The sequence below is a fragment of the Chryseobacterium sp. CT-SW4 genome (assembly GCF_048572715.1).
In the GTDB taxonomy this organism is placed as follows: domain Bacteria; phylum Bacteroidota; class Bacteroidia; order Flavobacteriales; family Weeksellaceae; genus Chryseobacterium.
In genome coordinates, this window is the sequence record NZ_CP183840.1 from 2,141,572 (window position 1) to 2,164,853 (window position 23,282).

At 38.4% G+C, this 23,282-nt stretch carries 21 protein-coding genes; 13 read left to right on the forward strand and 8 right to left on the reverse strand.

The features are described from left to right. Positions 1-9: 9 nt before the first annotated feature. From ABJ974_RS09685 to ABJ974_RS09700, 4 genes are read right to left on the reverse strand one after another with little or no spacing between them, the layout of a single operon-like run. Positions 10-1,149 (reverse strand): aspartate aminotransferase family protein, encoded by a 1,140-nt coding sequence (locus ABJ974_RS09685; protein ID WP_419868046.1) that lies wholly within the window; start codon positions 1,147-1,149, stop codon positions 10-12. Positions 1,150-1,162: 13 nt separating this feature from the next. Further along, positions 1,163-2,125: an N-acetyl-gamma-glutamyl-phosphate reductase gene (gene argC / locus ABJ974_RS09690; protein WP_419868047.1), complete on the reverse strand. Its 963-nt coding sequence runs from the start codon at positions 2,123-2,125 to the stop codon at positions 1,163-1,165. Next, the gene (gene argG / locus ABJ974_RS09695; protein ID WP_419868048.1) at positions 2,122-3,318 is read right to left on the reverse strand and encodes an argininosuccinate synthase; all 1,197 of its coding nucleotides are present in this window, start codon (positions 3,316-3,318) and stop codon (positions 2,122-2,124) included. The genes argC and argG overlap by 4 nt, the downstream gene beginning before the upstream one ends. Continuing rightward, positions 3,290-3,892 carry a GNAT family N-acetyltransferase gene (locus ABJ974_RS09700; RefSeq protein ID WP_419868049.1) on the reverse strand — a complete coding sequence of 201 codons (603 nt, stop codon included), beginning with the start codon at positions 3,890-3,892 and terminating at the stop codon, positions 3,290-3,292. Before ABJ974_RS09700 ends, argG begins: the two co-directional genes overlap by 29 nt. Positions 3,893-4,051: 159 nt before the next feature. Between ABJ974_RS09700 and ABJ974_RS09705 the strand changes: the two genes are divergently transcribed. From ABJ974_RS09705 to nhaA, 12 genes are all read left to right on the forward strand, one after another. Further along, positions 4,052-4,468 (forward strand): IS1/IS1595 family N-terminal zinc-binding domain-containing protein, encoded by a 417-nt coding sequence (locus tag ABJ974_RS09705; RefSeq protein ID WP_419868050.1) that lies wholly within the window; start codon positions 4,052-4,054, stop codon positions 4,466-4,468. Positions 4,469-4,594: 126 nt separating this feature from the next. Beyond that, complete coding sequence (locus ABJ974_RS09710) at positions 4,595-5,974, forward strand: porin (RefSeq protein WP_419868051.1); 1,380 nt, start codon at positions 4,595-4,597, stop codon at positions 5,972-5,974. A gap of 55 nt (positions 5,975-6,029) precedes the next feature. Continuing rightward, on the forward strand, positions 6,030-7,610 hold the full coding sequence (locus ABJ974_RS09715; protein WP_419868052.1) for an MFS transporter: 1,581 nt from the start codon (positions 6,030-6,032) through the stop codon (positions 7,608-7,610). 45 nt (positions 7,611-7,655) lie between these two features. Continuing rightward, positions 7,656-7,883 (forward strand): DUF6814 family protein, encoded by a 228-nt coding sequence (locus ABJ974_RS09720; RefSeq protein ID WP_419868053.1) that lies wholly within the window; start codon positions 7,656-7,658, stop codon positions 7,881-7,883. 62 nt (positions 7,884-7,945) lie between these two features. Then, positions 7,946-8,140 carry a hypothetical protein gene (locus ABJ974_RS09725; RefSeq protein WP_419868054.1) on the forward strand — a complete coding sequence of 65 codons (195 nt, stop codon included), beginning with the start codon at positions 7,946-7,948 and terminating at the stop codon, positions 8,138-8,140. Beyond that, complete coding sequence (locus tag ABJ974_RS09730; protein ID WP_419870962.1) at positions 8,133-10,835, forward strand: ATP-binding protein; 2,703 nt, start codon at positions 8,133-8,135, stop codon at positions 10,833-10,835. The genes ABJ974_RS09725 and ABJ974_RS09730 overlap by 8 nt, the downstream gene beginning before the upstream one ends. A gap of 10 nt (positions 10,836-10,845) precedes the next feature. Beyond that, positions 10,846-11,223: a response regulator transcription factor gene (locus ABJ974_RS09735; protein ID WP_419868055.1), complete on the forward strand. Its 378-nt coding sequence runs from the start codon at positions 10,846-10,848 to the stop codon at positions 11,221-11,223. Between the two features lie 80 nt (positions 11,224-11,303). Continuing rightward, positions 11,304-13,190 (forward strand): AMP-binding protein, encoded by a 1,887-nt coding sequence (locus ABJ974_RS09740; protein ID WP_419868056.1) that lies wholly within the window; start codon positions 11,304-11,306, stop codon positions 13,188-13,190. Between the two features lie 68 nt (positions 13,191-13,258). Further along, positions 13,259-15,169, forward strand: coding sequence for an acetate--CoA ligase (gene acs / locus ABJ974_RS09745; protein WP_419868057.1), 1,911 nt, complete (start codon positions 13,259-13,261; stop codon positions 15,167-15,169). A gap of 216 nt (positions 15,170-15,385) precedes the next feature. After that, a complete protein-coding gene (locus ABJ974_RS09750) occupies positions 15,386-15,748 on the forward strand; it encodes a hypothetical protein (protein WP_419868058.1) in 363 nt (120 codons plus the stop codon). Positions 15,749-15,873: 125 nt separating this feature from the next. Beyond that, positions 15,874-18,078, forward strand: coding sequence for a RelA/SpoT family protein (locus tag ABJ974_RS09755; protein WP_419868059.1), 2,205 nt, complete (start codon positions 15,874-15,876; stop codon positions 18,076-18,078). A gap of 8 nt (positions 18,079-18,086) precedes the next feature. Continuing rightward, positions 18,087-19,265 (forward strand): Na+/H+ antiporter NhaA, encoded by a 1,179-nt coding sequence (gene nhaA / locus ABJ974_RS09760; RefSeq protein ID WP_419868060.1) that lies wholly within the window; start codon positions 18,087-18,089, stop codon positions 19,263-19,265. Here the strand turns inward: nhaA and ABJ974_RS09765 are convergent, their stop codons facing one another. Beyond that, entirely contained in the window at positions 19,266-20,258 is a 993-nt protein-coding gene (locus ABJ974_RS09765) for a YihY/virulence factor BrkB family protein (protein ID WP_419868061.1), read from the reverse strand. A 7-nt stretch (positions 20,259-20,265) separates the two neighbouring features. Then, entirely contained in the window at positions 20,266-21,297 is a 1,032-nt protein-coding gene (locus ABJ974_RS09770; protein ID WP_419868062.1) for a DUF4421 family protein, read from the reverse strand. A 135-nt stretch (positions 21,298-21,432) separates the two neighbouring features. On the opposite strand from ABJ974_RS09770, the gene ABJ974_RS09775 reads away from it, so the two are divergent. Next, entirely contained in the window at positions 21,433-21,906 is a 474-nt protein-coding gene (locus ABJ974_RS09775) for a 23S rRNA (pseudouridine(1915)-N(3))-methyltransferase RlmH (RefSeq protein ID WP_419868063.1), read from the forward strand. Here the strand turns inward: ABJ974_RS09775 and ABJ974_RS09780 are convergent, their stop codons facing one another. Continuing rightward, the gene (locus ABJ974_RS09780; RefSeq protein ID WP_419868064.1) at positions 21,907-22,719 is read right to left on the reverse strand and encodes a tetratricopeptide repeat protein; all 813 of its coding nucleotides are present in this window, start codon (positions 22,717-22,719) and stop codon (positions 21,907-21,909) included. Further along, on the reverse strand, positions 22,716-23,282 hold the full coding sequence (locus tag ABJ974_RS09785) for a phosphatase PAP2 family protein (protein ID WP_419868065.1): 567 nt from the start codon (positions 23,280-23,282) through the stop codon (positions 22,716-22,718). Before ABJ974_RS09785 ends, ABJ974_RS09780 begins: the two co-directional genes overlap by 4 nt.

Consider the following 23,282-nt stretch of genomic DNA (forward strand, 5'->3'; position numbering starts at 1 on the left):
TTTCACAGCTTAAATTTTTTCCAATACATCTTTTAATGCATTGATGAAAAGATCGGTTTCTTCTTTTCCGATATTGAGTGCCGGTAAAATCCTCAGCACACTTTTATCGTTGGAGTTACCTGTAAAAATATGATGGTCGAACAACAGACTTTTCCTTAGTTCGGAGCAATCCCTGTCCAGTTCTATACCGATCATCAGACCTTTACGCCTTATAGATTTAATATGTGGAAAATCTTTAATTTCATTTTCAATATAACTTCCGAGCTGGTTGGAGTTTTCGATAAGATTTTCATCTTTCATTACATCCAAAACCGCAATGGCAGCGGCACATGCCAGGTGATTTCCTCCGAAAGTGGTTCCCAACAGTCCATTGCTTGCTTTAAATTCAGGACTGATCAGTACTCCCCCTATCGGGAAACCATTCCCCATTCCTTTTGCAGTAGTAATAATATCCGGTTTAATCCCGTATTCCTGGTGAGCAAAGAAATATCCCGATCTTCCGTATCCCGACTGCACTTCATCCAAAATCAAAGCTGCATTATACTGTTCGCACAGTTCCTTGATCTTCAACAGGAATTCTTTATTGGGAATTGTAATCCCTCCTACTCCCTGGATTCCTTCAATGATCACTGAGGAAATTTCATTCCCCTGGGCTTTAAAAATTTCTTCTAACTGCTCTGTATTATTCCACCCGGATTTAATAAATCTTTCTGAATAATTCACTGGAGCTACAATTTTAGGATTATCGGTCACGGAAACAGCAGCCGAGGTTCTTCCATGGAATGATCCTGAAAAATACAGAACCTTCTTTTTTCCGTTATGAAAAGAAGCCAGCTTTAAAGCATTTTCATTAGCTTCTGCCCCTGAATTACAAAGGAACAGGCTATAATCTTCATAACCGGATAGCTTTCCCAGTTTTTCCGCTAATTCCACCTGCAGCTGGTTTTGTACCGAATTGGAATAAAATGAAATTTTTTCCAGCTGGTCTTTTAATTTAGCCTGATAATGAGGATGGTTGTGTCCAATAGAGATCACAGCATGCCCTCCGTAAAAATCAAGATATTTTTCTCCTTTATCATCCCAAAGAAAAGATCCCTGAGCTTTTACCGGATTTATATTAAATAATGGATATACGTCAAATAATTTCATATTTCTGTTTTTTTTAAAATGCCACAGGTTTTAATCCTAATCCTAATTTCTCTTCCCAACCTAAAGCAATATTCATATTTTGAACCGCCTGCCCGGAAGCCCCTTTTAAAAGGTTGTCGATAGCAGAATGGATTACAATCACATCTCCTTCTTTCTCAATGTTGATAACGCAACGATTGGTATTGACCACCTGTTTTAAATCTACCGGAGTTTCGCTTACTTTTACAAAAGGTTCATATTTATAAAACTCATGATATAACTTATAAATTTCAGAAAGTTCCGCATCCGTCTTTACCGTAGAGCTTGTAAAAATCCCTCGGGTAAAATCCCCTCTCCATGGAACAAAATTTAATTTAACCTCTTTTTCATCAAATGAATTCAACTGCTGTAAAATTTCTTCCACATGCTGATGAGTCAAAGTTTTATAGGCTGAAATATTGTTATTCCTGTTGGTAAAATGGGTCGTAGGCTGTAATTTAATGCCTGCTCCCGTAGAACCTGTAATTCCTGTTGTATATATCTCATCCAGATTCCCATTCTTAGCTAAAGGTAATAATGCCAGTTGTATAGCTGTGGCAAAGCATCCGGGATTGGCAATACTTTTTGAATGGATAAGCCGTGCTTTATTAATTTCCGGCAACCCATAGATAAAGTCTCTGTTTCCATACTTCCCATCCAGTCTGAAATCATTTCCGAGATCTATAATCAGGGTATCTTGAGAAACCTCATTCTGCTGCAGCCAGTTCTGGCTTTCTTTATGGGGAAGACACAGAAACAGCACGTCTACCTGCCGGATCTCATCTGTCAATACCATCTCACATACAGAATCCAGATCAGGATAGATATCAGATATCTTAACTCCCGCATTGGAACGGCTGAATAAAAATGCCAGTTCCACTTTTGGATGAAAAGCCAACAACCGAACCAATTCACTTCCCGTATACCCGTTAGCTCCTATTATTCCGACTGTCTTCATATTTTTCCTCCGTTTATCTGATGGTATATGTTTAAAGAATTACTTACGATTTTAGTGAATCCTTTTACATCATCTCCTGTCCACGCTCTGTTAGCCTCTCCGTAACTTCCGAACTTATCGGACATTAAATCATGGGCCGAATCAATTCCATTCAGGATGAACCGGTAAGGATGCAGTGTTATAAATACCTTACCTGTAACGGTTTCCTGAGAGTCCGTCAAGAAAGATTCTATATTTCTCATCACAGGATCAAGGAATAATGCTTCATGCAGCCAGTTTCCATACCAGTCGGACAGTTGTGACTTAATCATCTGCTGATATTTTGATAAAACATGTTTTTCCAGCAAGTGATGTGCTTTTATAATGACGGATGCCGCTGCTGCCTCAAAACCTACTCTTCCTTTAATTCCTACAATAGTATCCCCGATATGAATATCTCTTCCTATTCCGTAGGCAGAAGCCAGCTTTTCTATTTTTTGAATAGCATAAACCGGATGATCAAATTTCTCTCCGTTTACGGCTACGATTTCACCTTTTTTAAATTCTATTTCCAGCTCGGAAGGCTGTGTTTCTTTTACTTGTGAAGGGAAAGCTTCTTCCGGCAGATAGTTTCTGGAAGTCAGCGTTTCTTTTCCTCCTACGGAAGTTCCCCAAAGACCTTTATTGATAGAATACTGAGCCTTCTGAAATTCCATATCATAACCATGCTGCTTCAAAAACTCTATTTCTTCTTCACGGGACAATGCCATATCACGAATCGGAGTGATGATCTCTACATCAGGACTCATCACCTGGAAAATCAAATCAAAACGTACCTGATCATTTCCTGCGCCGGTACTTCCGTGAGCAATTGCATCCGCATTGATTTCCAAGGCATATTTGGCAATATTCTGCGCCTGAATGGTACGCTCGGCACTTACCGACAACGGATAGGTATTATTTTTCAATACATTCCCGAATATCAGATATTTAACACAAGAATTATAATAATCTTCCTGAGCGTCGATGCACCTGTATTCTTTAACCCCAAGGTTTAAGGCTCTTTTTTCCAGTTCCTTTTCTTCTTCTTTAGAAAAACCTCCTGTATTCACGGTTACAGCATACACATCATATCCTAGTGTTTCACTAAGATATTTAGCACAATAAGAGGTATCTAACCCTCCGCTAAACGCTAAAACGACTTTCTTTTTCATTATTATATCCTTTGTCTTGCTGATTTTCTTCAGCGGTTATATTTTTTTTATCATTTTTCGGAACATATAGCATTGCTGTACATAAGCAGTTTTTACGTTCCTTACTCATTAAAATGTCATAGTTTACACAGCTCTTGCATCCGTTCCAGAAATCTTCATCCTGTGTCAATTCAGAATAGATAACAGGTTTATACCCCAGTTCACTGTTAATTTTCATAACAGCCAATCCTGTTGTTAACCCGAATATTTTAGCATCAGGATATTTACTCCTTGACAGCTGGAAGACTTTTTGTTTGATCTGGGTAGCTACTCCACTGTTCCTGAATTTGGGAGAAACAATAAGTCCGGAATTGGCCACAAACTGACCATGTGACCAGGTTTCTATATAGCAGAAACCTACCCACTCCCCGTTTTCAGTGGCAACCACAGCATTCCCGTCTGAAATCTTCTTACTTAAATATTCTATGGAACGTTTTGCGATCCCCGTCCCTCTTCTCTGTGCAGAATCATACATTTCCTGCTGTATTTCACTCACATACACTAAGTGTTCGCATGAGGAAATTTCTATTTCCATTTATTTATCTGAATTTTTTGGCAAATTTAAAATATTTTCTCTTTATAAAACAAATTAAAAAGATAATTTTTTCTTAAAAAAGCTATTTAAAAAGATAATATATCTTATGGGTAAATTTTCAATTTGCTAAATTATTATATATTTGCTAAAATACTATATATGGAGGGTAAATGTCCTAAATGTAAAGGGGATAATGTCGTTAAAAGCGGGATTATTAATAAGAAACAAAGATTTCTTTGCAAAGACTGCAATTACTATTTCACAGTAAAAAAACTGGGAAAACAGATCGATGACTATTATGTCACCAAAGCTCTACAGCTCTATCTGGAAGGATTAAGCTTCCGGGAAATAGAAAGGATCATCGGGGTTTCCCATGTTACTATAAGTTCCTGGATCAAGAAATACAATATAACCCGCCCTCCTCATTCGGAGTTTCATCCGGTCTATAAAATACTCAAGCAGAATGAGTTGATAGACTATATTGCCAAAGAAGAAAATCTTAAAAATTCGGGGATTATCATTACTCAGTTTGCAGACAAGTATATGTTGATCAAATGGGAAAGGTTTAAAAAATAAGAAAAGATCCAATTTACCATTCATCAATATAGATACACTTACCAATAATATATATTAAATTTCTGTAAATAAATTATTAATTACAATTTGGAGTCCACAAAATTAACACCAAAAAATTGATAATTTATGAAGAAAATACTCACTTTTATTGGATTAGCATTAATCAGCAACTCTCTATATTCTCAAGGTTCCCCTGAATATGGTAACGGCTTAAAGCTTAACCTTAATCCGGAGGGAGATAAATTTGTTAGATTTATTCTATGGGATCAGTTCTGGCTAAGAAATACGGAAATGAATCCGGGAAGTATGGTCGGCGGAGAAGCCACTAAAAACTCCTGGAGCTTAGGAAACCGGAGATTAAGAGCATTAGCCTATGCGCAGATCTCAAAGAGATACATGATCTTAGTCCATTTTGGGATCAATAATCAGACTTTTATTAATGGCGGTGCTCCCGGAACCTCAGGAACCGGAGGAAACGGAAACGGTAAAAAACCTCAGTTGTTCTTTCATGATGCCTGGAATGAATATGCGGTTGTATTACCCGGAGAAGCGGGAGATTTCAGTTTAACACTGGGGGCCGGATTACATTATTACATGGGATTATCCCGTATGACAATGGCTTCCACTCTTAATTTTTTAACACTTGATTCTCCTATTTTTTCATGGCCTTTAATTGATAATTCCGATCAGTTCGCCAGACAGCTTGGAATGTTCGCCAAGGGTAAATACGGAAAACTGGAATACCGTCTGAGCCTGAACAAGCCTTTTGCAACAGATTTAATCCCAGCCAATGTAACTGATCCGTCCAGAGCCGTCGCAGTCGACAACAATGGTAATCCTAAATTCTCAAAAGCCGGATATCTAGAATATCAGTTTCTGGATGGTGAGTCCAATACGCTTCCATTCAAGGTAGGATCTTATTTAGGAACTAAAAAGGTTTTCAATGTGGGAGCCGGTTTTTATCACCAGGCTGACGGAACCAAAACTTCGGTAAATGATAACATCGAAAAACATGATATTACATTACTGGCAGTAGATGCTTTCGCCGATATCCCTCTGGGAGAAGCTAAGAACAAAATGGCTATTTCTGCCTACGCAGGGTATTACAACTACAAATTCGGACCGAACTATGTAAGAAACCTGGGAATCATGAATATCGCTTCCACAGATCCCAATTTCATAGGAGAAAAAGCAATTGCAGGAGCAGGAAACATGCAGCCTACTATCGGAACAGGTAATATTATCTATGCCCAGGCCGGACTCCTTCTTCCCAATCAGGCAGAAAAACCCAAAATAAGAATCCAGCCTTTTGCAGCCTATACATACAAAGATTTTGAAGCTTTTGACAAATCTTCCTCACAGTTTGACATAGGTGCCAACTGGTTTATAGACGGACATCACGCCAAAGTTACCACCCAATACTCTACCCGTCCCGTTTACACCAGTCCTACTGAAAGTCCTAAATCCAAAGGAGAATTTATCGTACAGTTTCAGATCTACCTATAAAAAAAACACTATTCCATTATAACCAAGCCAATATTTAACATCAAAATCAAGCAATATGAGCGAAAACCATCACGAGAATTATAATAATCTGACCGAAAAACAGAAGAACAGAACGATCTGGAGTGTGATCACCGCTTCTTCCCTCGGTACATTGATTGAATGGTATGACTTCTATATTTTCGGAAGCTTAGCTGTTGTTTTAGCGACAAAATTCTTCCCTGCGGATAATCCTACGGCTGCCTTTTTATCTACCCTGGCAACATTTGCTGCCGGATTTGTGGTAAGGCCTTTCGGAGCTTTGTTTTTCGGAAGACTGGGCGACATCATCGGAAGAAAATACACATTTCTTGTTACATTACTGATCATGGGATTTTCCACGTTCCTGATAGGATGTATTCCAAGCTATGAAACCATAGGCTTTCTTGCTCCGGTTTTAGTATTAATTTTAAGATTATTACAGGGACTTGCCCTCGGAGGGGAATACGGAGGTGCCGCCACCTATGTAGCCGAATATGCGCAACCTCACCGGAGAGGTTACTGGACTTCATGGATACAAACGACTGCCACTGCCGGGCTTTTCATTTCACTTATTGTGATTTTGGTTACCAAAACATCTTTATCAGCAGATGAATTTGATACCTGGGGATGGAGAGTTCCTTTCTGGATTTCCATATTGATGGTGGGAGTTTCTTATATCATCAGAAAAAACATGAAAGAATCCCCTCTTTTTGCCAAAGCTAAAAGCGAAGGAAAAACATCTAAAAATCCATTAAAAGAAAGCTTCGGAAATAAGTATAATTTCAAATTCGTCCTTCTTGCTTTATTCGGGGCTGCTATGGGACAAGGGGTAATCTGGTATACCGGACAGTTCTATGCCATGAGCTTTTTACAGAAAGTAATGAACGTAGAATCCGCACAAGTAGACTCTTTAATGGCTACCGCCCTTTTCCTGGGAACACCTTTCTTTGTGGTATTCGGCTGGCTCTCAGATAAAATAGGCCGTAAAGCAATCATGATGACAGGTATGCTGGTCGCTATTCTCGCCTACCGTCCCATTTATGACAGCATGTATAAGAGTGTAAACCTTGAAAGCAAAACCGTTGCCGCCAATGGTATTACCGAAAAGAGATCAGCAAAAATCCATAAAGATATTGCCGCTGACAGCCTTATCACTTTCCATAAAGAGACCGTATATACAGACGGAACATTACTGAAAAAAGACAGCATCGTACACTGGTCAGCAGCAGGACCTGCTATGAAAGACGGTAAAGCGGAGGAGCCTAAAATTTCACAATCCGTAACGCTGGGTGACAGTACCAAATGGTATCTGGTATTCCTGGTGTTCATCCAGGTGATTTTTGTAACCATGGTATACGGCCCTATCGCTGCCTTCCTTGTAGAAATGTTCCCTGTGAGAATCCGCTATACATCCATGTCATTACCTTATCACATCGGGAATGGAGTATTCGGAGGTTTATTACCGGCCGTAGCCACTTATCTGGTAACGGTAGGAAAAGATGCAGGCCATCCTACCTGGTACCTGGAAGGTCTTTGGTATCCGATTGGAGTAGCAACCGTCTGCTTGCTCATAGGATTAGTATATCTTAAAAATAAAAACAATAATCTTCATGATTAATTACCAAATCATTCAATTTTTTATTAATTTAAAAAAACTTCTAAAATGAACAGACTAAAAAAAATATTAGGTATTCTCTGGATCCTCATTGCACTTGTAGTAGGATACTTCGGAATTACCGTTATGGGAATCCCGAAAATCACTTCGGGAAAACAGGAAGATCTGGTATTTGGCATTATCATATTATTCATATTGATGCCGATCATTTCCGGTGGATTAGCCATTTTTGGATATTACGCCTTAACCGGTGAATACTCAGACGATAAAGTTTAACTCAATTATAACCTCAACAAAACCATACAGGACAGCCGTTCTGTATGGTTTTCAAAATATTAATGAAGAAAAGACACGAACAAAAGCTGATTATTCTCAGCATAGGCCTTATGATCGCATTCAGCATTCCTGTTTCCCTGCTGTTTAACAGCGAAAAAGAGATATTCGGGTTTCCTATGCTGCTGGTCTATTTGTTCGCCATGTGGATGCTTTCTATCATTATATCTTTTGTAATCGTAAAAAAGTATGATGAGTAGTTTTGCCTTATTTATTGTTGTTTCCTTATACTTAGCTCTTTTATTTTTAGCTGCTTATCTGGCTGAAAAGAAAAGAAGCAAGCTGTGGATCAATAATCCTTACATCTATTCATTATCTTTAGCCGTTTACTGTTCGGCATGGACTTATTACGGAAGTATTGGCGTTGCAGCCCAAAGCGGACTGGATTACCTGCCTATTTATATTGGCCCCATTATGATTATCCCCGCATGGATCTTTATCAATACAAGAATTATAAGAATCGCAAGAATCAATAAAATAAGCAGTCTCTCCGATTTTATTTCTCTACGGTACGGAAACAGCAGGAGCCTAAGTGCCATTATTACCTTAGTCTGTCTTCTGGCTATTGTCCCGTATATCGGCTTGCAGATCAAGGCTATTTCGGAATCATTCCATCTGGTGACCCAAACTCCATCGTCCAGCAATATACTGACAGATAATGCAACTTTTGTGGTAGTTCTGATCGCCTTATTCTCATCCTATTACGGAACCCGGTACGTGGACGCTTCAGAAAAAAGGCTCGGCATTATCTCCGCTATCGCCCTGGAAAGTTTTTTAAAGCTATTTTTCATTGTTATTCTGGGATTATTTGTTATTTATTTTGTTTTTGACGGTTTCTCGGATATCTATGAAAAAGCCAGTAAATTCCCGGATTTTAAAAGAAAAAATACATTTAACGGAATTGAAGGTGCTTTAAACTGGATGATCTTATGCATCATATCTGCCACCGCCATCTGCATTCTTCCCAGACAATTCCATACAGCCATTGTTGAAAACAGACAGGAAAAACATGTCAAAACCGCCATCTGGTTTTTTCCCCTGTATTTATTGATATTTACCATCTTTATTTTTCCTATTGCATGGGGCGGAAGACTGATATTCGACGGAGAGAAAGTAAATCCCGAATTTTACTCTATTCTTATTCCTCAGTACTTCAATAATACCTGGATCACGGTACTGGTATTTCTTGGAGGACTCAGCTCCTGTATTTCGATGATTATTATTTCGTCGATTACTTTATCCATCATGCTTTCCAACAACCTGGTCATCCCTTACGGATTATTAGGAAAATTAAAATCTAAAAATGAAATCCAAAACACACGGAACATCACCAATATTAGGAAAATAAGCATTTTTGCCCTGGTTATCATGGCATTTGCATTTTACAAATATTTTATCCTGAAAACCTCCCTGGATTCCGTAGGTCTGATTTCTTTTGTGGTAATTGCCCAACTTGCTCCAGCCTTCTTCGGGGCACTTTTCTGGAGAAGAGGAAGCTATAAAGGAGTGGTTGCCGGACTTTTAGCAGGATTAACGATCTGCTATTTCGGACTGATCATTCCACAGTATTATTTTTCTTACACCCAGGAATTTAAAGGAGTACTAAGGGAAATGTATACATATTTTGATTTTTTCAGCATTCCCTATTTAAGCCGGATCTCCCAGATCTTTTTCTGGTCAATTTTAGTGAATATCAGTATATTCACCATTGTATCGGTAAGCATGAAAGGAGATTACCGGGAAAGAAATTTTGCTGAGTTGTATGTAGACATTGATAAATATATCCAGAATCCGGAAAATGCATTCATCTGGCGGGGAACGGCCTACGTCTCCGATATAAAAAATATCCTTGAACGTTTTCTCGGAAAAGATAAAACCGAACAGGCAATGAGAATTTTTAACCTTAAATATAATATAGACTCGGAAACGGAAACTGCCGATTCCCGGTTTATTAAGTTCTCAGAAAACCTTCTTGCCGGAAGGATCGGAACCGCGTCAGCCAAAATCCTCATTGAAGGTGTTACCAAAGAAGATAAAATTTCCCTCAAAGAAGTTTTAAATATCCTGGAAGAATCAAAAGAAAATATTTCCCTCAACAAAAAATTAACAGAGCAGTCTGAAGAATTAAAACAGCTCTCCGATGATCTGCGGAAAGCTAATGAAAACCTTATCATTAAAGACCGCCAGAAAGATGATTTCCTGGATTCCGTAGCCCATGAATTAAGAACTCCTATTACAGCAATAAGATCTGCCGGAGAAATTCTTGCGGATGACGATGATATCCCGATTGAGATAAAAAAAGACTTCCTTAACAACATCATCACAGAGTCTGACCGTTTAAGTGAAATCATCAATGATATTTTATACCTCGATAAACTGGAACACGGAGAAATCGCCCTTAATATCCAACCCAACAATATTATCGGAACCTATAAAAAAGCCATTAATCCACTGCTCCATCTTATTCAGCAGAAAAATATCCACCTCAGTGAAGTCAATCTTCTCAACCGGGATATCTTTGAATATGATGAAGCCCGGATGATACAGCTTTTCCAGAATATTATCGGAAACGCCTTAAAGTTCACCGACGAGCAAGGAACCATACAAACCAAGCTTTTAGAAAAAAATAATAAATTAACCATCAAAATATTTAATACCGGAAAAAATATTCCCGAAGAAGATCTGGATATGATTTTTAATAAATTCTACCAGTCCAGAAATCAAAACATATTGAAACCTACGGGAAGCGGCCTTGGGCTTGCCATTTCAAAAAAGATAGTCCAGGCACACCATGGAAAAATCAAAGCAGAAAACAGTGAACTGGGAGTCACCTTTACGATCAGCATTCCCGAAGAAGAAATAACCGGGATCAAAAATGAAGTCGAACACGCATAAAACACAATAAATGAGAAAGATAGTTATCGCAGATGATGAACATAAAATATTAATGTCATTGGAATACAGTTTCAGGAAAAGCGGTTATGAAGTATTCATAGCCCGTGATGGCACAGAAGTGCTGGATTTCCTGAAAACAATCACCCCGGATGTTATCCTCCTCGATATTATGATGCCTAACCTGGACGGATATAGCACCCTGGAATTTATTAAACAACAGAAAAAATTAGAAGAAACCAAGGTTATTTTCCTAAGTGCCAAAAATAACCCCAAAGATATTGAAAAAGGATTGGAAATGGGAGCAGACGCTTATATCACCAAACCCTATTCCATCAAAAAATTATTACAGCAAATCGAAGATCTGCTTACCACCCCTCAAAAAAACTAAATTCCCCTCCTCCGGAGGGGTGTCAAAAATAAAATTTTTGACGGGGTGGTAAAACCCATACAACACTAAATAATTCTAATATGAATGTAAACACCTTATTCCAACAAAGCATCGAAGACAAAGAAAATTTCTGGAAGCAACAGGCCCGGGAAATCCAATGGTCCAAGTTCCCAAACAACATCCTGTCCTACGATCAGAATAACTATCCGCAATGGTTTTCTGACGGCGAGCTCAATATGTGCTACCTGTGCATAGACAAGCATATTGAAGACGGATTCGGTGAACAGATCGCTATTATCTACGACTCTCCTGTTACCGAACAAAAAAGAACCTATACTTTTAATGAAGCTCAAAAGGAAATTTCCAAATTAGCAGGAGGACTTTCTTCATTAGGATTAAAAAAGGGAGATACCGCTGTTATTTACATGCCGATGATCCCACAGACCTTATTTACCATGCTGGCCTGTGCAAGGATCGGCGTGATCCACAATGTGGTTTTTGGAGGATTTGCACCACATGAACTCGTTGTAAGAATTGATGACTGCAAACCAAAAGCATTGATTACAGCCACCGCAGGGGTTGAAATTTCAAAGAGAATCCCTTATTTGCCTCTGGTAGAAAAAGCCATCGAGCTGGCACAGGACAAAGTGGAGCATATCATCGTTTATAACCGTAAGCTGGTGGACAATCAACATGAAATGTTCGAAGGGTTGATTGACTATGAAGAACTGACTGCTCAATCCGTCCCCACCGACTGTATTCCTGTAGAATCCACTCACCCGCTCTATTTGCTTTATACCTCGGGAACCACCGGCAAACCCAAAGGGATCGTCCGTGATACAGGAGGATATGCAACAGCCCTTCAATTTTCCATGAAATACATTTATGGAGTGAAACCGGGTGAAACCTACTGGGCCGCTTCCGATTTCGGATGGGCAGTGGGCCATAGCTTTTCCGTGTACGGCCCCCTCATCAACAGGAATACCACTATCATTTTCGAAGGTAAGCCTATTATGACTCCTGATGCAGGAACTTTCTGGAGAATCATCTCAGAATATAAAGTATCGGTGATGTTTACCGCTCCTACAGCCATTAGAGCCATAAAAAAAGAAGATCCTGCCGGTGAGCTGGTTAAACAATATGACCTTTCCCATTTCAAAAAACAATTTTTAGCCGGCGAACGCTGCGATGTTGCCACACTGGACTGGTTCACCGAACATATCGGCGTTCCTGCTATCGACCATTGGTGGCAGACGGAATCCGGCTGGCCTATGCTAGGATTAATGACCGCAGACGATCAATATAAAATTAAAAGAGCTTCAGCCGGCAAACCTATTCCAGGATATGACATTAAAATATTTGATGAAAACGGATATGAGCTCGATCCCCACCATGAAGGATATTTAGCCATTAAACTTCCTCTTCCTCCGGGGGCCCTTTTGGGAATATGGAAGGACCATGAGCGGTTCCAAAAAAGCTATTTATCCCAATATAACGGGTATTATTTTTCCGGTGACGGCGCTATTCAGGATGAAGACGGATATCTGTTCATTACCGGAAGAGTGGATGATGTCATCAATGTAGCAGGACACAGGCTCTCTACATCTGAAATGGAAGAAGTAGTTTCCTCACACCCTGAAGTAGCAGAATGTGCCGTAGTGGGAATAGATGATGATCTTAAAGGACAAATCCCATTTGCCACCGTAGTTTTAAAAAATGGTTCTCCTATTTCGGAAGACCAGCTAGAGAAAGAAATAATTCAGACGGTGAGAGAAAAAATAGGAGCCGTAGCCTGTTTGAAAAATGCCATGATTGTCAACAGGTTGCCTAAAACCCGCTCAGGAAAGATTCTGCGAAAGTTGATCAGAACCCTCTTAGACGGAAAAGATTTCCAGGTTCCATCCACTATTGATGATGAAAAAATTATTGAGGAAATTCAGGAAAAATTCCTTGAATACAAGGCCTGATAATCAAATTTGGCTTAACTTTAAAAGGAAAAAAAATATTTAAACAAAAAAAATAAGAATAAAAGGATATGAGAAATTACCAAATCGAAGACCTACCCGATTACTTTAAACAATACAAAAAGTCCATTAAAAACCCAAAGAAATTCTGGGATAATATTGCCGACAAAAATTTTGTTTGGTATCAGCGTTGGAGCAAGGTCGTAGATTATGATATGACGGAGGCCAAAATTACATGGTTCAAAAATGCAAAGCTGAATATCGTTAAAAACTGTATCGACAGGCATCTGGCAGAAAGAGGCGAAAAAACAGCCATCATATGGGAACCTAACGATCCGAAAGAAGAAGCTCTGTATATAAGCTACAACGATCTTTATAAAAGAGTAAACAAAACAGCCAATATCCTGAGAGACCTCGGAATAAAAAAAGGCGACCGTGTCTGTATCTACCTTCCTATGATTCCGGAGCTGGCCATTACCATGCTTGCCTGTGCAAAATTAGGAGCTATCCACTCCGTTATTTTTGCAGGATTCTCCGCCTCTGCAGTAGCTTCAAGGGTGAATGACTGCGGAGCTAAAATGATCATCACTTCCGATGGAAGCTACAGAGGAAGTAAAGTTCTTGACCTTAAAAGCATTGTAGATGAAGCACTTGAAAAAACAGAAAGCATTGAAAACGTTTTGGTCGTAAAAAGAACTCACAATGAAATCAAAATGAAAGAAGGAAGAGATCACCGGATGGCAGATCTTTACGAAAAAGCTTCAGAAGATTTCGTAACGGTAATCATGGATGCGGAAGACCCGCTTTTTATCCTTTATACTTCAGGATCTACAGGAAAGCCTAAAGGAATGCTCCATACCTGCGGTGGTTACATGGTGTATACCGGATATACTTTTAAGAATATATTTAATTATAAAGAAAATGATATCTATTGGTGTACGGCAGACATCGGATGGATTACAGGACACTCTTATATCCTGTACGGACCGCTGTGTAACGGGGCAACCACCGTTATTTTCGAAGGAGTTCCCACTTATCCGCAGCCGGACCGTTTCTGGGAAGTTATTGAAAAACATAAAGTGACTCAATTCTACACCGCTCCTACTGCCATCAGATCATTAGCTAAAGAAAGCACCGAATGGGTGGATAAGCATGACCTGAGCTCCTTAAAAGTAATAGGATCCGTAGGGGAACCTATCAACGACGAAGCATGGCACTGGTTCAATGATCATGTTGGCAAGAAAAAATGTCCGGTGGTCGATACCTGGTGGCAAACGGAAACCGGAGGAATCATGATCTCTCCTATTCCATTTGTAACCCCTACAAAACCTACCTATGCCACCCTTCCATTACCGGGAATACAACCCGTACTGATGGATGATAAACGCAATGAAATTTCAGGAAACCAGGTTACAGGAAACCTTTGTATACGCTTTCCGTGGCCGGGAATCGCCAGAACCATCTGGGGTGACCACCAACGGTATAAGGAAACCTATTTCTCCGCATTTCCAGGTAAATACTTTACCGGTGACGGTGCCTTAAGGGACGAAGTAGGTTATTACAGAATTACAGGTAGAGTGGATGATGTAATCATTGTTTCCGGACATAATCTTGGAACAGCACCTATTGAAGACAGCATTAATCAGCACCCTGCCGTAGCGGAATCCGCTATTGTCGGATATCCTCATGACATCAAAGGAAATGCACTTTACGGGTATGTCATGCTAAAAGAAATCGGTGAAGGAAGGGATAGAGATAATCTGAAAAAAGAGATCAACCAGCTGATTTCCGATCAGATCGGACCTATCGCCAAACTGGATAAAATTCAATTTGTTTCCGGGCTGCCTAAGACCCGTTCCGGAAAAATCATGCGTAGGATTCTCAGAAAAATTGCAGAGGGAGACTTTAGTAATTTTGGAGATATTTCCACTTTACTTAACCCGGAAATTGTAGACGAAATTAAAAATGAACGTTTAGGTTAAAAAATATCAATTTCATATCAGAAGCAGGAAAATTTTCCTGCTTTTTGTGTTTTTAAATAAAACAATTGTTTAAAAAAACAGCTGATTAACCCAAAATATGACATCAAATAACGCCTAAACAAAAGGAAAAATTAAAAAAAAATCAAATTATTTTAAAAATTTTCAATATTTAAGGAATTATTATTATCTTTAAATTAAAATTAAAAACCTATTGCTATGTCAAATATTTTAGCTGGATTATTTGAACATCACAGCGATTATAAAAAACTTGAAACCGATCTTGAGAATTCCGGATTTGAAAATTCCGATTACATCATTTATTTAGATAATAACCACAACACCCAATATTTTGCAAGTGTTGCCGTGAAAGATCATGATCAGGCAGATAATGCAAAACATATTTTTAATCAGAATGCCGTTTTAAAAACCTACCTGTTTGAAAATATGGGAATAGACCAGGCTGATTACCATAACCTGAAAAAATACATCGATGCAAGAAGCCGCGCAGAAATCCATAACAGTATGGATATAAAAATAAAAGGCTCCACAGAAGGTATTAATTCGGAAGTAAAATCATAAGATATATCCTTAAAATCTAATAACCAGGAATCCGTAGAGCTTTTCTACGGATTTTTTGAGTTATAAAAAAACCGGAAAATAGCATTATTTTTCGTATTTTCGTTTAAATAAAGGCTTCCCCACAAATGAGTTACGATTTAGAACAAGAAAACAAAGAGATCCTTGCCCGTTACAAGGACCTGATTTCCAATACATACAGAACTTTGGATGAAGAAAATAACAAACTCATCCGAAAAGCTTTTGATATTGCATTAGACGCTCATAAAGATCAGCGCAGAAAATCCGGAGAGCCTTACATCTACCATCCTATTGCCGTTGCAAAAATTGTTGCCAAAGAAATAGGTTTGGGAGCCACATCTATTGCCTGTGCCCTTTTACACGATGTTATTGAAGATTCCGACTATACGTATGAAGATATTAAAAAAATCTTCGGTGAAAAAATAGCGAATATCGTGAATGGATTGACAAAGATATCCATCATGAATCATCAGAATATCTCTGTACAGTCCGAAAATTACAGAAAGCTTCTGCTTACCCTTTCCCAGGATTTCCGGGTAATCCTGATCAAGATTGCGGACCGTCTTCACAATATGCGTACACTGGAAAGCATGGCTCCGGACAAGCAGAAAAAAATTGCATCCGAAACCGTTTACATTTATGCTCCTCTGGCTCACCGCCTGGGACTTTATAATATAAAATCCGAACTTGAAGACCTTTCTTTAAAATACAATAATCCGGAAGTTTATCATGAGATATCCGAGAAATTGGAGCTCGCCAAAGATAACCGTGAAAAGTATATTGAAGAGTTCAAAAAAGAAGTATCTGAAAGACTCAAGGAAGAAGGCCTTAATTTCACCATTAAAGGACGTGCGAAAGCAATTTCATCCATTTATCGTAAGATGCTTAAACAAGGGGTTTCCTTTGAAGAGGTCTTTGATAATTATGCCATCAGGATCATCTATAAGTCCGATGCCAAAAATGAAAAATTCCTGGCATGGAAAATCTATTCCATCGTTACCGATGTTTATCACAGTAATCCTTCCCGAATGCGTGACTGGATTACCCAGCCGCGTTCTACCGGATATGAAAGCTTACATTTAACCGTACTGGGACCCGACAAAAAATGGATTGAAGTGCAGATCCGTTCCGAAAGGATGGATGAGATCGCCGAAAAAGGTGTCGCTGCCCATTACAAATATAAAGAAGGCTATAAACAAAATTCAGAAGACAGAAATTTCGAAAGATGGGTTACTGAAATCCGGGAAGTTCTGGAACAACAGCAAAACCTGACTACTTCCGAGCTTCTGGATAATATCAAACTGAACTTATATTCCAAAGAGGTTTTCGTATTCACTCCCAAAGGTGAGATCAAAATTCTACCTAAAAATGCCACAGCACTGGATTTTGCATTTTCTGTGCACTCCGATCTGGGAATGAAATGCCTGGGAGCTAAGATCAACGGAAAACTCGTACCTATTTCCTATATTTTACAAAACGGAGATCAGGTGGATATCCTTTCTTCTCATAACCAGAAACCTAAGATCGACTGGCTGGAATTTGTAGTAACGTCTAAAGCTAAATCTAAAATCAAGAGTTTCCTTAATTCCCAGAAAAACCAGCTGGTGGAAGAAGGCAAAGAGATTCTTCAGAGAAAGCTCCGTCATGCTAAAATTAATTTTAATGATGACGAGGTTAATAAGCTTCAGAAATTTTTTAATTTAAAAACCTCCCAGGAGCTGTTCCTTAAATTCCAGAGCAATGAGCTGGATGCCAGCAGCCTGAGAAAATATATAGAAAGTAAAAACGTATTCAATAATCTTCTTTCAAGGTTCAGGAAATCCGTTCCGAAGAATACGACGTATGAAGAGCAGCCGGAAACCAATCTGGATATGATCGTTTTCGGAAAAGATGAAGAAAAACTGAATTACAGTTTTGCCAAATGCTGCACCGTAATTCCGGGTGATAAGATTTTCGGATTTATTACCATATCGGACGGAATAAAAGTTCACAGTGACAACTGCCCGAATGCCATCAACCTGAGAGCCCAGTATGATTACAGGGTAATCCCCGCCAAATGGGTGAATGCCGAGAGCTTTAAAAACCGTGTTAAAATCGAGATCGAAGGATTGGACAGAATGGGTATGATTAACGATATCACAGCCGTTATCAGTAATGCCATGGGAATGGATATGAAAAGCATGTCCATTGAATCCAATGACGGACTCTTCACCGGTAACATCAACCTGGAAGTAAAAAATAAAGGTCAGCTGGAAGAAACCTTTAAAAAATTAAAAACAATCAACGGCGTTTCCAAAGTGAGACGATTATAATTCCCCTCATGAATTTAAGCATCTATTTTAAAAACTTTTTCAATAACAGTCAGTCCTCAGGAATTATACTCATCTTTTGTGTGATAATTTCCCTGCTTATCGCCAACTCCGATGCCGGAGCCGATTTTCAAAACATCCTGGACACCACAATCGGAACCCATTTTTTTGGGCTGGAATATCCTGTCAGCATATGGATCAATGACGGATTAATGGCCATATTCTTCCTGCTTGTAGGACTGGAAATAAAAAGGGAACTGGTAGAAGGAGAACTGTCCTCTTTTAAGAATGCATCTCTTCCTATTTTTGCAGCAATCGGCGGAATGCTTATTCCCGCAGTAATTTACAGTGTTTTTAATTCCGGTACAGCATATGGGAACGGCTGGGGAATTCCTATGGCCACAGATATTGCTTTTTCTTTAGCCATTATCTCCATGCTGGGAAGCAGGATTCCCGCCTCCATTAAAATATTTTTAGCAGCTTTGGCCATTGTAGATGATCTTGGAGCTATTTTAGTAATTGCTGTTTTTTATACGGAGCAGATTCACTGGCTTTATTTAATTCTTTCTTTTGCTATTACCGCACTATTATTCCTTCTTAATTATCTTAAGGTTACCAAAATTATATTTTATCTTATTCCGGGTTTATTTTTATGGTATTTTCTGCACCATTCAGGTATACATGCTACTATAGCAGGTGTTCTGCTGGCATTTTCAATTCCGACTAACCCTTCTTACACTGAAATTTCTCCGCTGGAAAAGCTGGAGCATCAACTGCATGTTCCTGTCAATTTTTTCATCATGCCTTTATTTGCTTTGACGAATACGAATATCGCATTCAACAGCGGAATGGTAGAGGGTTTAACGAGTACTTTAGGGTTGGGAATTATCTGCGGATTGGTGCTTGGAAAATTAATCGGGATCAATTTATTTTCATTTATTGCCATCAAGCTTAAACTTAGTTCCCTTCCTCAAAACAGCTCCTGGCTGCAGATGGCGGGAGTTGGTCTTCTTGCCGGGATTGGTTTCACGATGTCTATTTTCATTGCCCTTCTTTCTTTTAAAGGACAAATCGAAATCCAGGATGAAGCAAAATTCTCTATTTTAATAGCATCCGTAGTAGCGGCTGTATTAGGTTATCTTGTTTTATATTTAAGTAATAAAAACGGTGAAGAAATAACGGAAGAATAATTAGTTTTTCCTTACATGCTCCTCATTAGCCTCAGGTTCCGAGACGGTACCGGATGGGTAATAGACTGCTTCTTTCTTTAAGCCGTCGGCAATAAGCTTTTCTATTCTGAGTTTTCTGATCGCCATATTCAGTTCATTACCAAACAGGAGGAGATAGACATTCACGTTCACCCAAACCATTAAGAGGATCATACTTCCTATGGAGCCATAAAGTACGTTATATCTTGCTATATTTTTCATATAAAGTGCAAACAGATACGTGGTAAGCACAAATAATATAGTCGTTAAAATAGCCCCCGGAACGGCTTGTCTGAACCTGGTGATTTTGACTGTTCCCAACCAGTAGAACATCGCTAAAAGAATAAAGTAAAATAAAGGGAAAGACACGAATCCGATAATTTTGGTCAGGTTATTGACCAGCCATGAAATATTGTAAGCAGGAGTAAACAGCTTCATGACTACTTCCACGTAATATACACCGAATAAAGCGAGAAATACGATAGTAATAAAGCCAATGGTAATGAAAAAGGAAAGAATAAATTCTTTAACATCACTCAGCTTTTCTTCGGAGTTCTCATTGAATCCATTGATGAGTGAAAAGGTGCCATTGGTAGCAAATACGAGTGCCAGCACAATAGTAAGGTTACTGATCCCTTTCATATTGGGAATGATACTTTTCTCTATATAGTCCCTTACATCACTCTCCATATTGGAGGGAAAGATATTATGCATCAGCACTTCAAATATATAAAACTGCAGCTTATCATAATGGGGCATATAGGGCAATATGGAAAGTAAAAACAGAAGAAAAGGAAATAAACTTATGGTAAAACTCCAGGAAATAGCGGCTGCCTTTCTTCCTATTTTATCTTTAAAGACACCGGAAATATAAATCTGAAACATCTGCCATAATGAAATTCCCAACACGGGAATATGAATCCCATCAAAAAAATCCTGTATTTTTAAAATAAACTTCGGAGTTTTAATACCCATCTTTACATCATTTTAATATGTTATCTACCTTGTCAAAAGTTTTCCCTACAAATTTAGGAGAATTAATTCTCAATCCAACCCCAAATCTAAATTGCCACTGTGTAGTAGAATAAAAATTTTCATTGCCATTATTCACCCAGTTGAGCTGTGCCCCGCCTCCGAAAAACCATTTCCCATTATCATAGCCTAATCTTACATTGGAATTCATTCCGATATTGAACTCATGAAAGTTCTCTCCCAGCAATTTGGAATAATAAAGCTGCGGATATAATTCAATGATAGCATACCAGTCTTTTTGGATCAGCCGCTGAATACCTGCTCCACTCCTTAATGCCACAGTAATATCTTTGGTAGAGGAAACGTCAGCCGCATCCTCCAATACTACTCCTTCATAGCTGACCTTATCGGAATCTTTTAAAATACTGTACTGATAGAATAACCCGGTGAGTAAAACAAAATCATTTTTCAGAGGTTTATAAGTCATATTGGTATAGCTCCGGTAATTGATTTTATCCCCCAGCCATAAATAGCTGGTTCCTCCTCTAAAAGACTGGTACCTGGCATCCGGATATTGTAAATAAGCATTGCTTACATTCACATTCTGCATATCCTCGGAGAAAATAAGCTCCAAAAACTCTTTTGTTTTATCCAGATAGAGGCCTTTCACCTGAGTATAGCTAACCGACTGCCTTATTTTAGGAGAAACAAAAAAAGCAAAACCTAAGTTAAAATATTTGGTTTTACCTTTTATATCGTTGTCGTCATTTATTTTAATCAGCTTGGGAGTAAAGGAAATATTGGCATCCAGCCATCGGTACCTTAATAAAAGTTCTGTGTAAAAGGAATCATTAGGCTTCAGCCTGAATACTCTTTTTTCATATAACAATCCAAAGGAATTGGTGAGATAAGTTGCTTCTGCAACCAGGGATATTTTATTCCGGTCATTTTTCAGATAATCTTCATTGTCAGTATTAGTTTCCTGGCCATAGGAAATAAGAGGAAGAGCTAAAAAAATAAAAAAGTGTGATCCTGGTTTCATGGTAATAGCAATATTTTAAGATTTAGATACCCTACAGATGTTTTCCCACTTCTCTAAAATCATTATGAATTTATGAAATAATTCTTTATTTTATGAATATCTTTGATTTTTTAACTTAAATAGATCAGTTTATACATGCGTATCAATTTAGTTTGTATTGGGAAAACCGATGATAAGGAGATCACTACTTTAATTAATTATTACATCAATCGTCTCCCTAAACACTGGAATTTTGAGATCATTGAGATTCCTGATGTTAAAAATGCCCGAAACCTTTCCCCTGATCTTCTCAAAAAAGAGGAAGCAAAGTTATTTCTGAATCATATTGACAGAACCGACCTTGTTATTATCCTTGATGAAAAAGGTAAACAGTTTACCAGTAGGGAATTTTCCCAGAAAATAGACAGCTGGATGAATTCTTCCGTTAAAAAAGTGCATCTTTTGATCGGCGGTGCTTATGGCTTTTCCGATGAAATCTACTCCCGTACCAATGAAAAGATCTCACTTTCAAAAATGACCTTTACCCACCAGATGATCCGCTTATTTATTGTAGAACAACTTTACAGGGCCGATCAGATTTTACAGGGAAAACCTTATCATAATGACTAGCTATTTGTCTTTGGAGCATCGAGAATAATACTTGGCAAGAAGGGCCTTTTCATATCCCAGACCGACTGCTTTATCTAAATTGGAACATGCTTCTTTATCCTTTGCAGCATCGAATAATATCAACGATTTCGTTACATAGGACTGGGCGAATTTAGGATCTATACTGATAGCCTTATTCACATCTGCCAACGCTTCTTTGGATTTTTTCATCTTTAGGTAAACGTCTGCTCTTCCGGTATATAAAAGTGATTCCGGTTTTTCGGAAAGAAGTTGATTATAATCTTTTAAAGCCCCTTCCAGATCTCCGTTATTCTTTTTAAGATTAGCCAAACCGGTTCGGGCATACAAATTTTCCGGATCGAAACTTAATATATGATTTAAATCCTGAGCTGCCAGATCCTTTTTGCCCATATCATCATAGATCCTTGAGCGGGTAAGGTACATATCTGCATTTTCTGCATCTATCTGCAAGCCTTTATTAATATAATCAAGGGCTTTTTCCTTACTTCCCCTCTGGCTGTGTAATGAAGCAAGATTGGCATATACAGGAGCGGATAAAGGATTGGACTTTAAAGCGGATTCATATGATTTAAATGCCAGGCTGGTTTTTCCTAAACGCCTTTGGGAAGTTCCCAGGTTATTATAATATTCTGACTGAAATTTTTGGATTTTTTCCTGATTGGCAAGCTTGGAATATTGCTCTTCAGCGCATTTATAATCTGCTTTTTTAAAACATTCATCTGCTATTTTGGCATCCTGTGCATAATGTAGAGATGAAATGGTAATAATCGGGATCAATAAGAAAGTTTTCATGTGGTTGAGTTTTGTTTGTGGATAACTTTTTTGGCGAGTGTGGCAAAAAGCCCTCCCAATAAGAATCCAACAAACGCCCCTACCAAAATATCTATGGGAAAATGCACTCCTAAATATATTCTACTGTAAGAAACCATAACAGCCCACCCGAATATAGCATAGGGAAACCATTTTAATTTCTTTTTTAATAAGATAGTCAAATAACTTGCCAAAAAGAAAGTATTGGAAGCATGTGCAGAATAAAAGCCATATTGCCCACCACATTTTACAATTCTCATATGATGGATGAGACCGGGATCATGGCAGGGTCTCAATCTTGCTATTCCAAATTTGAATACGGAAGCCAGCTGATCTGAAACGGTAACTCCAATCGCAATAAATATAAGAATATAGATTAAAGCTCTAAGATTATAATTTTTAAGTAAAAAGTAAAGAAAGATAATGTAAAGAGGCACCCATATCCAAGTGGATGAGATCAGCATCCAAAACTGATCGAAAGAATTATCCCCTAAATTATTGAGATATAAAAAAACATTTTTGTCTTCCTGAATTATTTCCTCCAT

Coding starts and splice junctions, on each gene's coding strand:
- ABJ974_RS09685 (WP_419868046.1), bottom strand. CDS start 1,149: ATGAAATTATTTGACGTATATCCATTATTTAATATAAATCCGGTAAAA.
- argC (WP_419868047.1), bottom strand. CDS start 2,125: ATGAAGACAGTCGGAATAATAGGAGCTAACGGGTATACGGGAAGTGAA.
- argG (WP_419868048.1), bottom strand. CDS start 3,318: ATGAAAAAGAAAGTCGTTTTAGCGTTTAGCGGAGGGTTAGATACCTCT.
- ABJ974_RS09700 (WP_419868049.1), bottom strand. CDS start 3,892: ATGGAAATAGAAATTTCCTCATGCGAACACTTAGTGTATGTGAGTGAA.
- ABJ974_RS09705 (WP_419868050.1), top strand. CDS start 4,052: ATGGAGGGTAAATGTCCTAAATGTAAAGGGGATAATGTCGTTAAAAGC.
- ABJ974_RS09710 (WP_419868051.1), top strand. CDS start 4,595: ATGAAGAAAATACTCACTTTTATTGGATTAGCATTAATCAGCAACTCT.
- ABJ974_RS09715 (WP_419868052.1), top strand. CDS start 6,030: ATGAGCGAAAACCATCACGAGAATTATAATAATCTGACCGAAAAACAG.
- ABJ974_RS09720 (WP_419868053.1), top strand. CDS start 7,656: ATGAACAGACTAAAAAAAATATTAGGTATTCTCTGGATCCTCATTGCA.
- ABJ974_RS09725 (WP_419868054.1), top strand. CDS start 7,946: ATGAAGAAAAGACACGAACAAAAGCTGATTATTCTCAGCATAGGCCTT.
- ABJ974_RS09730 (WP_419870962.1), top strand. CDS start 8,133: ATGAGTAGTTTTGCCTTATTTATTGTTGTTTCCTTATACTTAGCTCTT.
- ABJ974_RS09735 (WP_419868055.1), top strand. CDS start 10,846: ATGAGAAAGATAGTTATCGCAGATGATGAACATAAAATATTAATGTCA.
- ABJ974_RS09740 (WP_419868056.1), top strand. CDS start 11,304: ATGAATGTAAACACCTTATTCCAACAAAGCATCGAAGACAAAGAAAAT.
- acs (WP_419868057.1), top strand. CDS start 13,259: ATGAGAAATTACCAAATCGAAGACCTACCCGATTACTTTAAACAATAC.
- ABJ974_RS09750 (WP_419868058.1), top strand. CDS start 15,386: ATGTCAAATATTTTAGCTGGATTATTTGAACATCACAGCGATTATAAA.
- ABJ974_RS09755 (WP_419868059.1), top strand. CDS start 15,874: ATGAGTTACGATTTAGAACAAGAAAACAAAGAGATCCTTGCCCGTTAC.
- nhaA (WP_419868060.1), top strand. CDS start 18,087: ATGAATTTAAGCATCTATTTTAAAAACTTTTTCAATAACAGTCAGTCC.
- ABJ974_RS09765 (WP_419868061.1), bottom strand. CDS start 20,258: ATGGGTATTAAAACTCCGAAGTTTATTTTAAAAATACAGGATTTTTTT.
- ABJ974_RS09770 (WP_419868062.1), bottom strand. CDS start 21,297: ATGAAACCAGGATCACACTTTTTTATTTTTTTAGCTCTTCCTCTTATT.
- ABJ974_RS09775 (WP_419868063.1), top strand. CDS start 21,433: ATGCGTATCAATTTAGTTTGTATTGGGAAAACCGATGATAAGGAGATC.
- ABJ974_RS09780 (WP_419868064.1), bottom strand. CDS start 22,719: ATGAAAACTTTCTTATTGATCCCGATTATTACCATTTCATCTCTACAT.
- ABJ974_RS09785 (WP_419868065.1), bottom strand. CDS start 23,282: ATGGAGGAAATAATTCAGGAAGACAAAAATGTTTTTTTATATCTCAAT.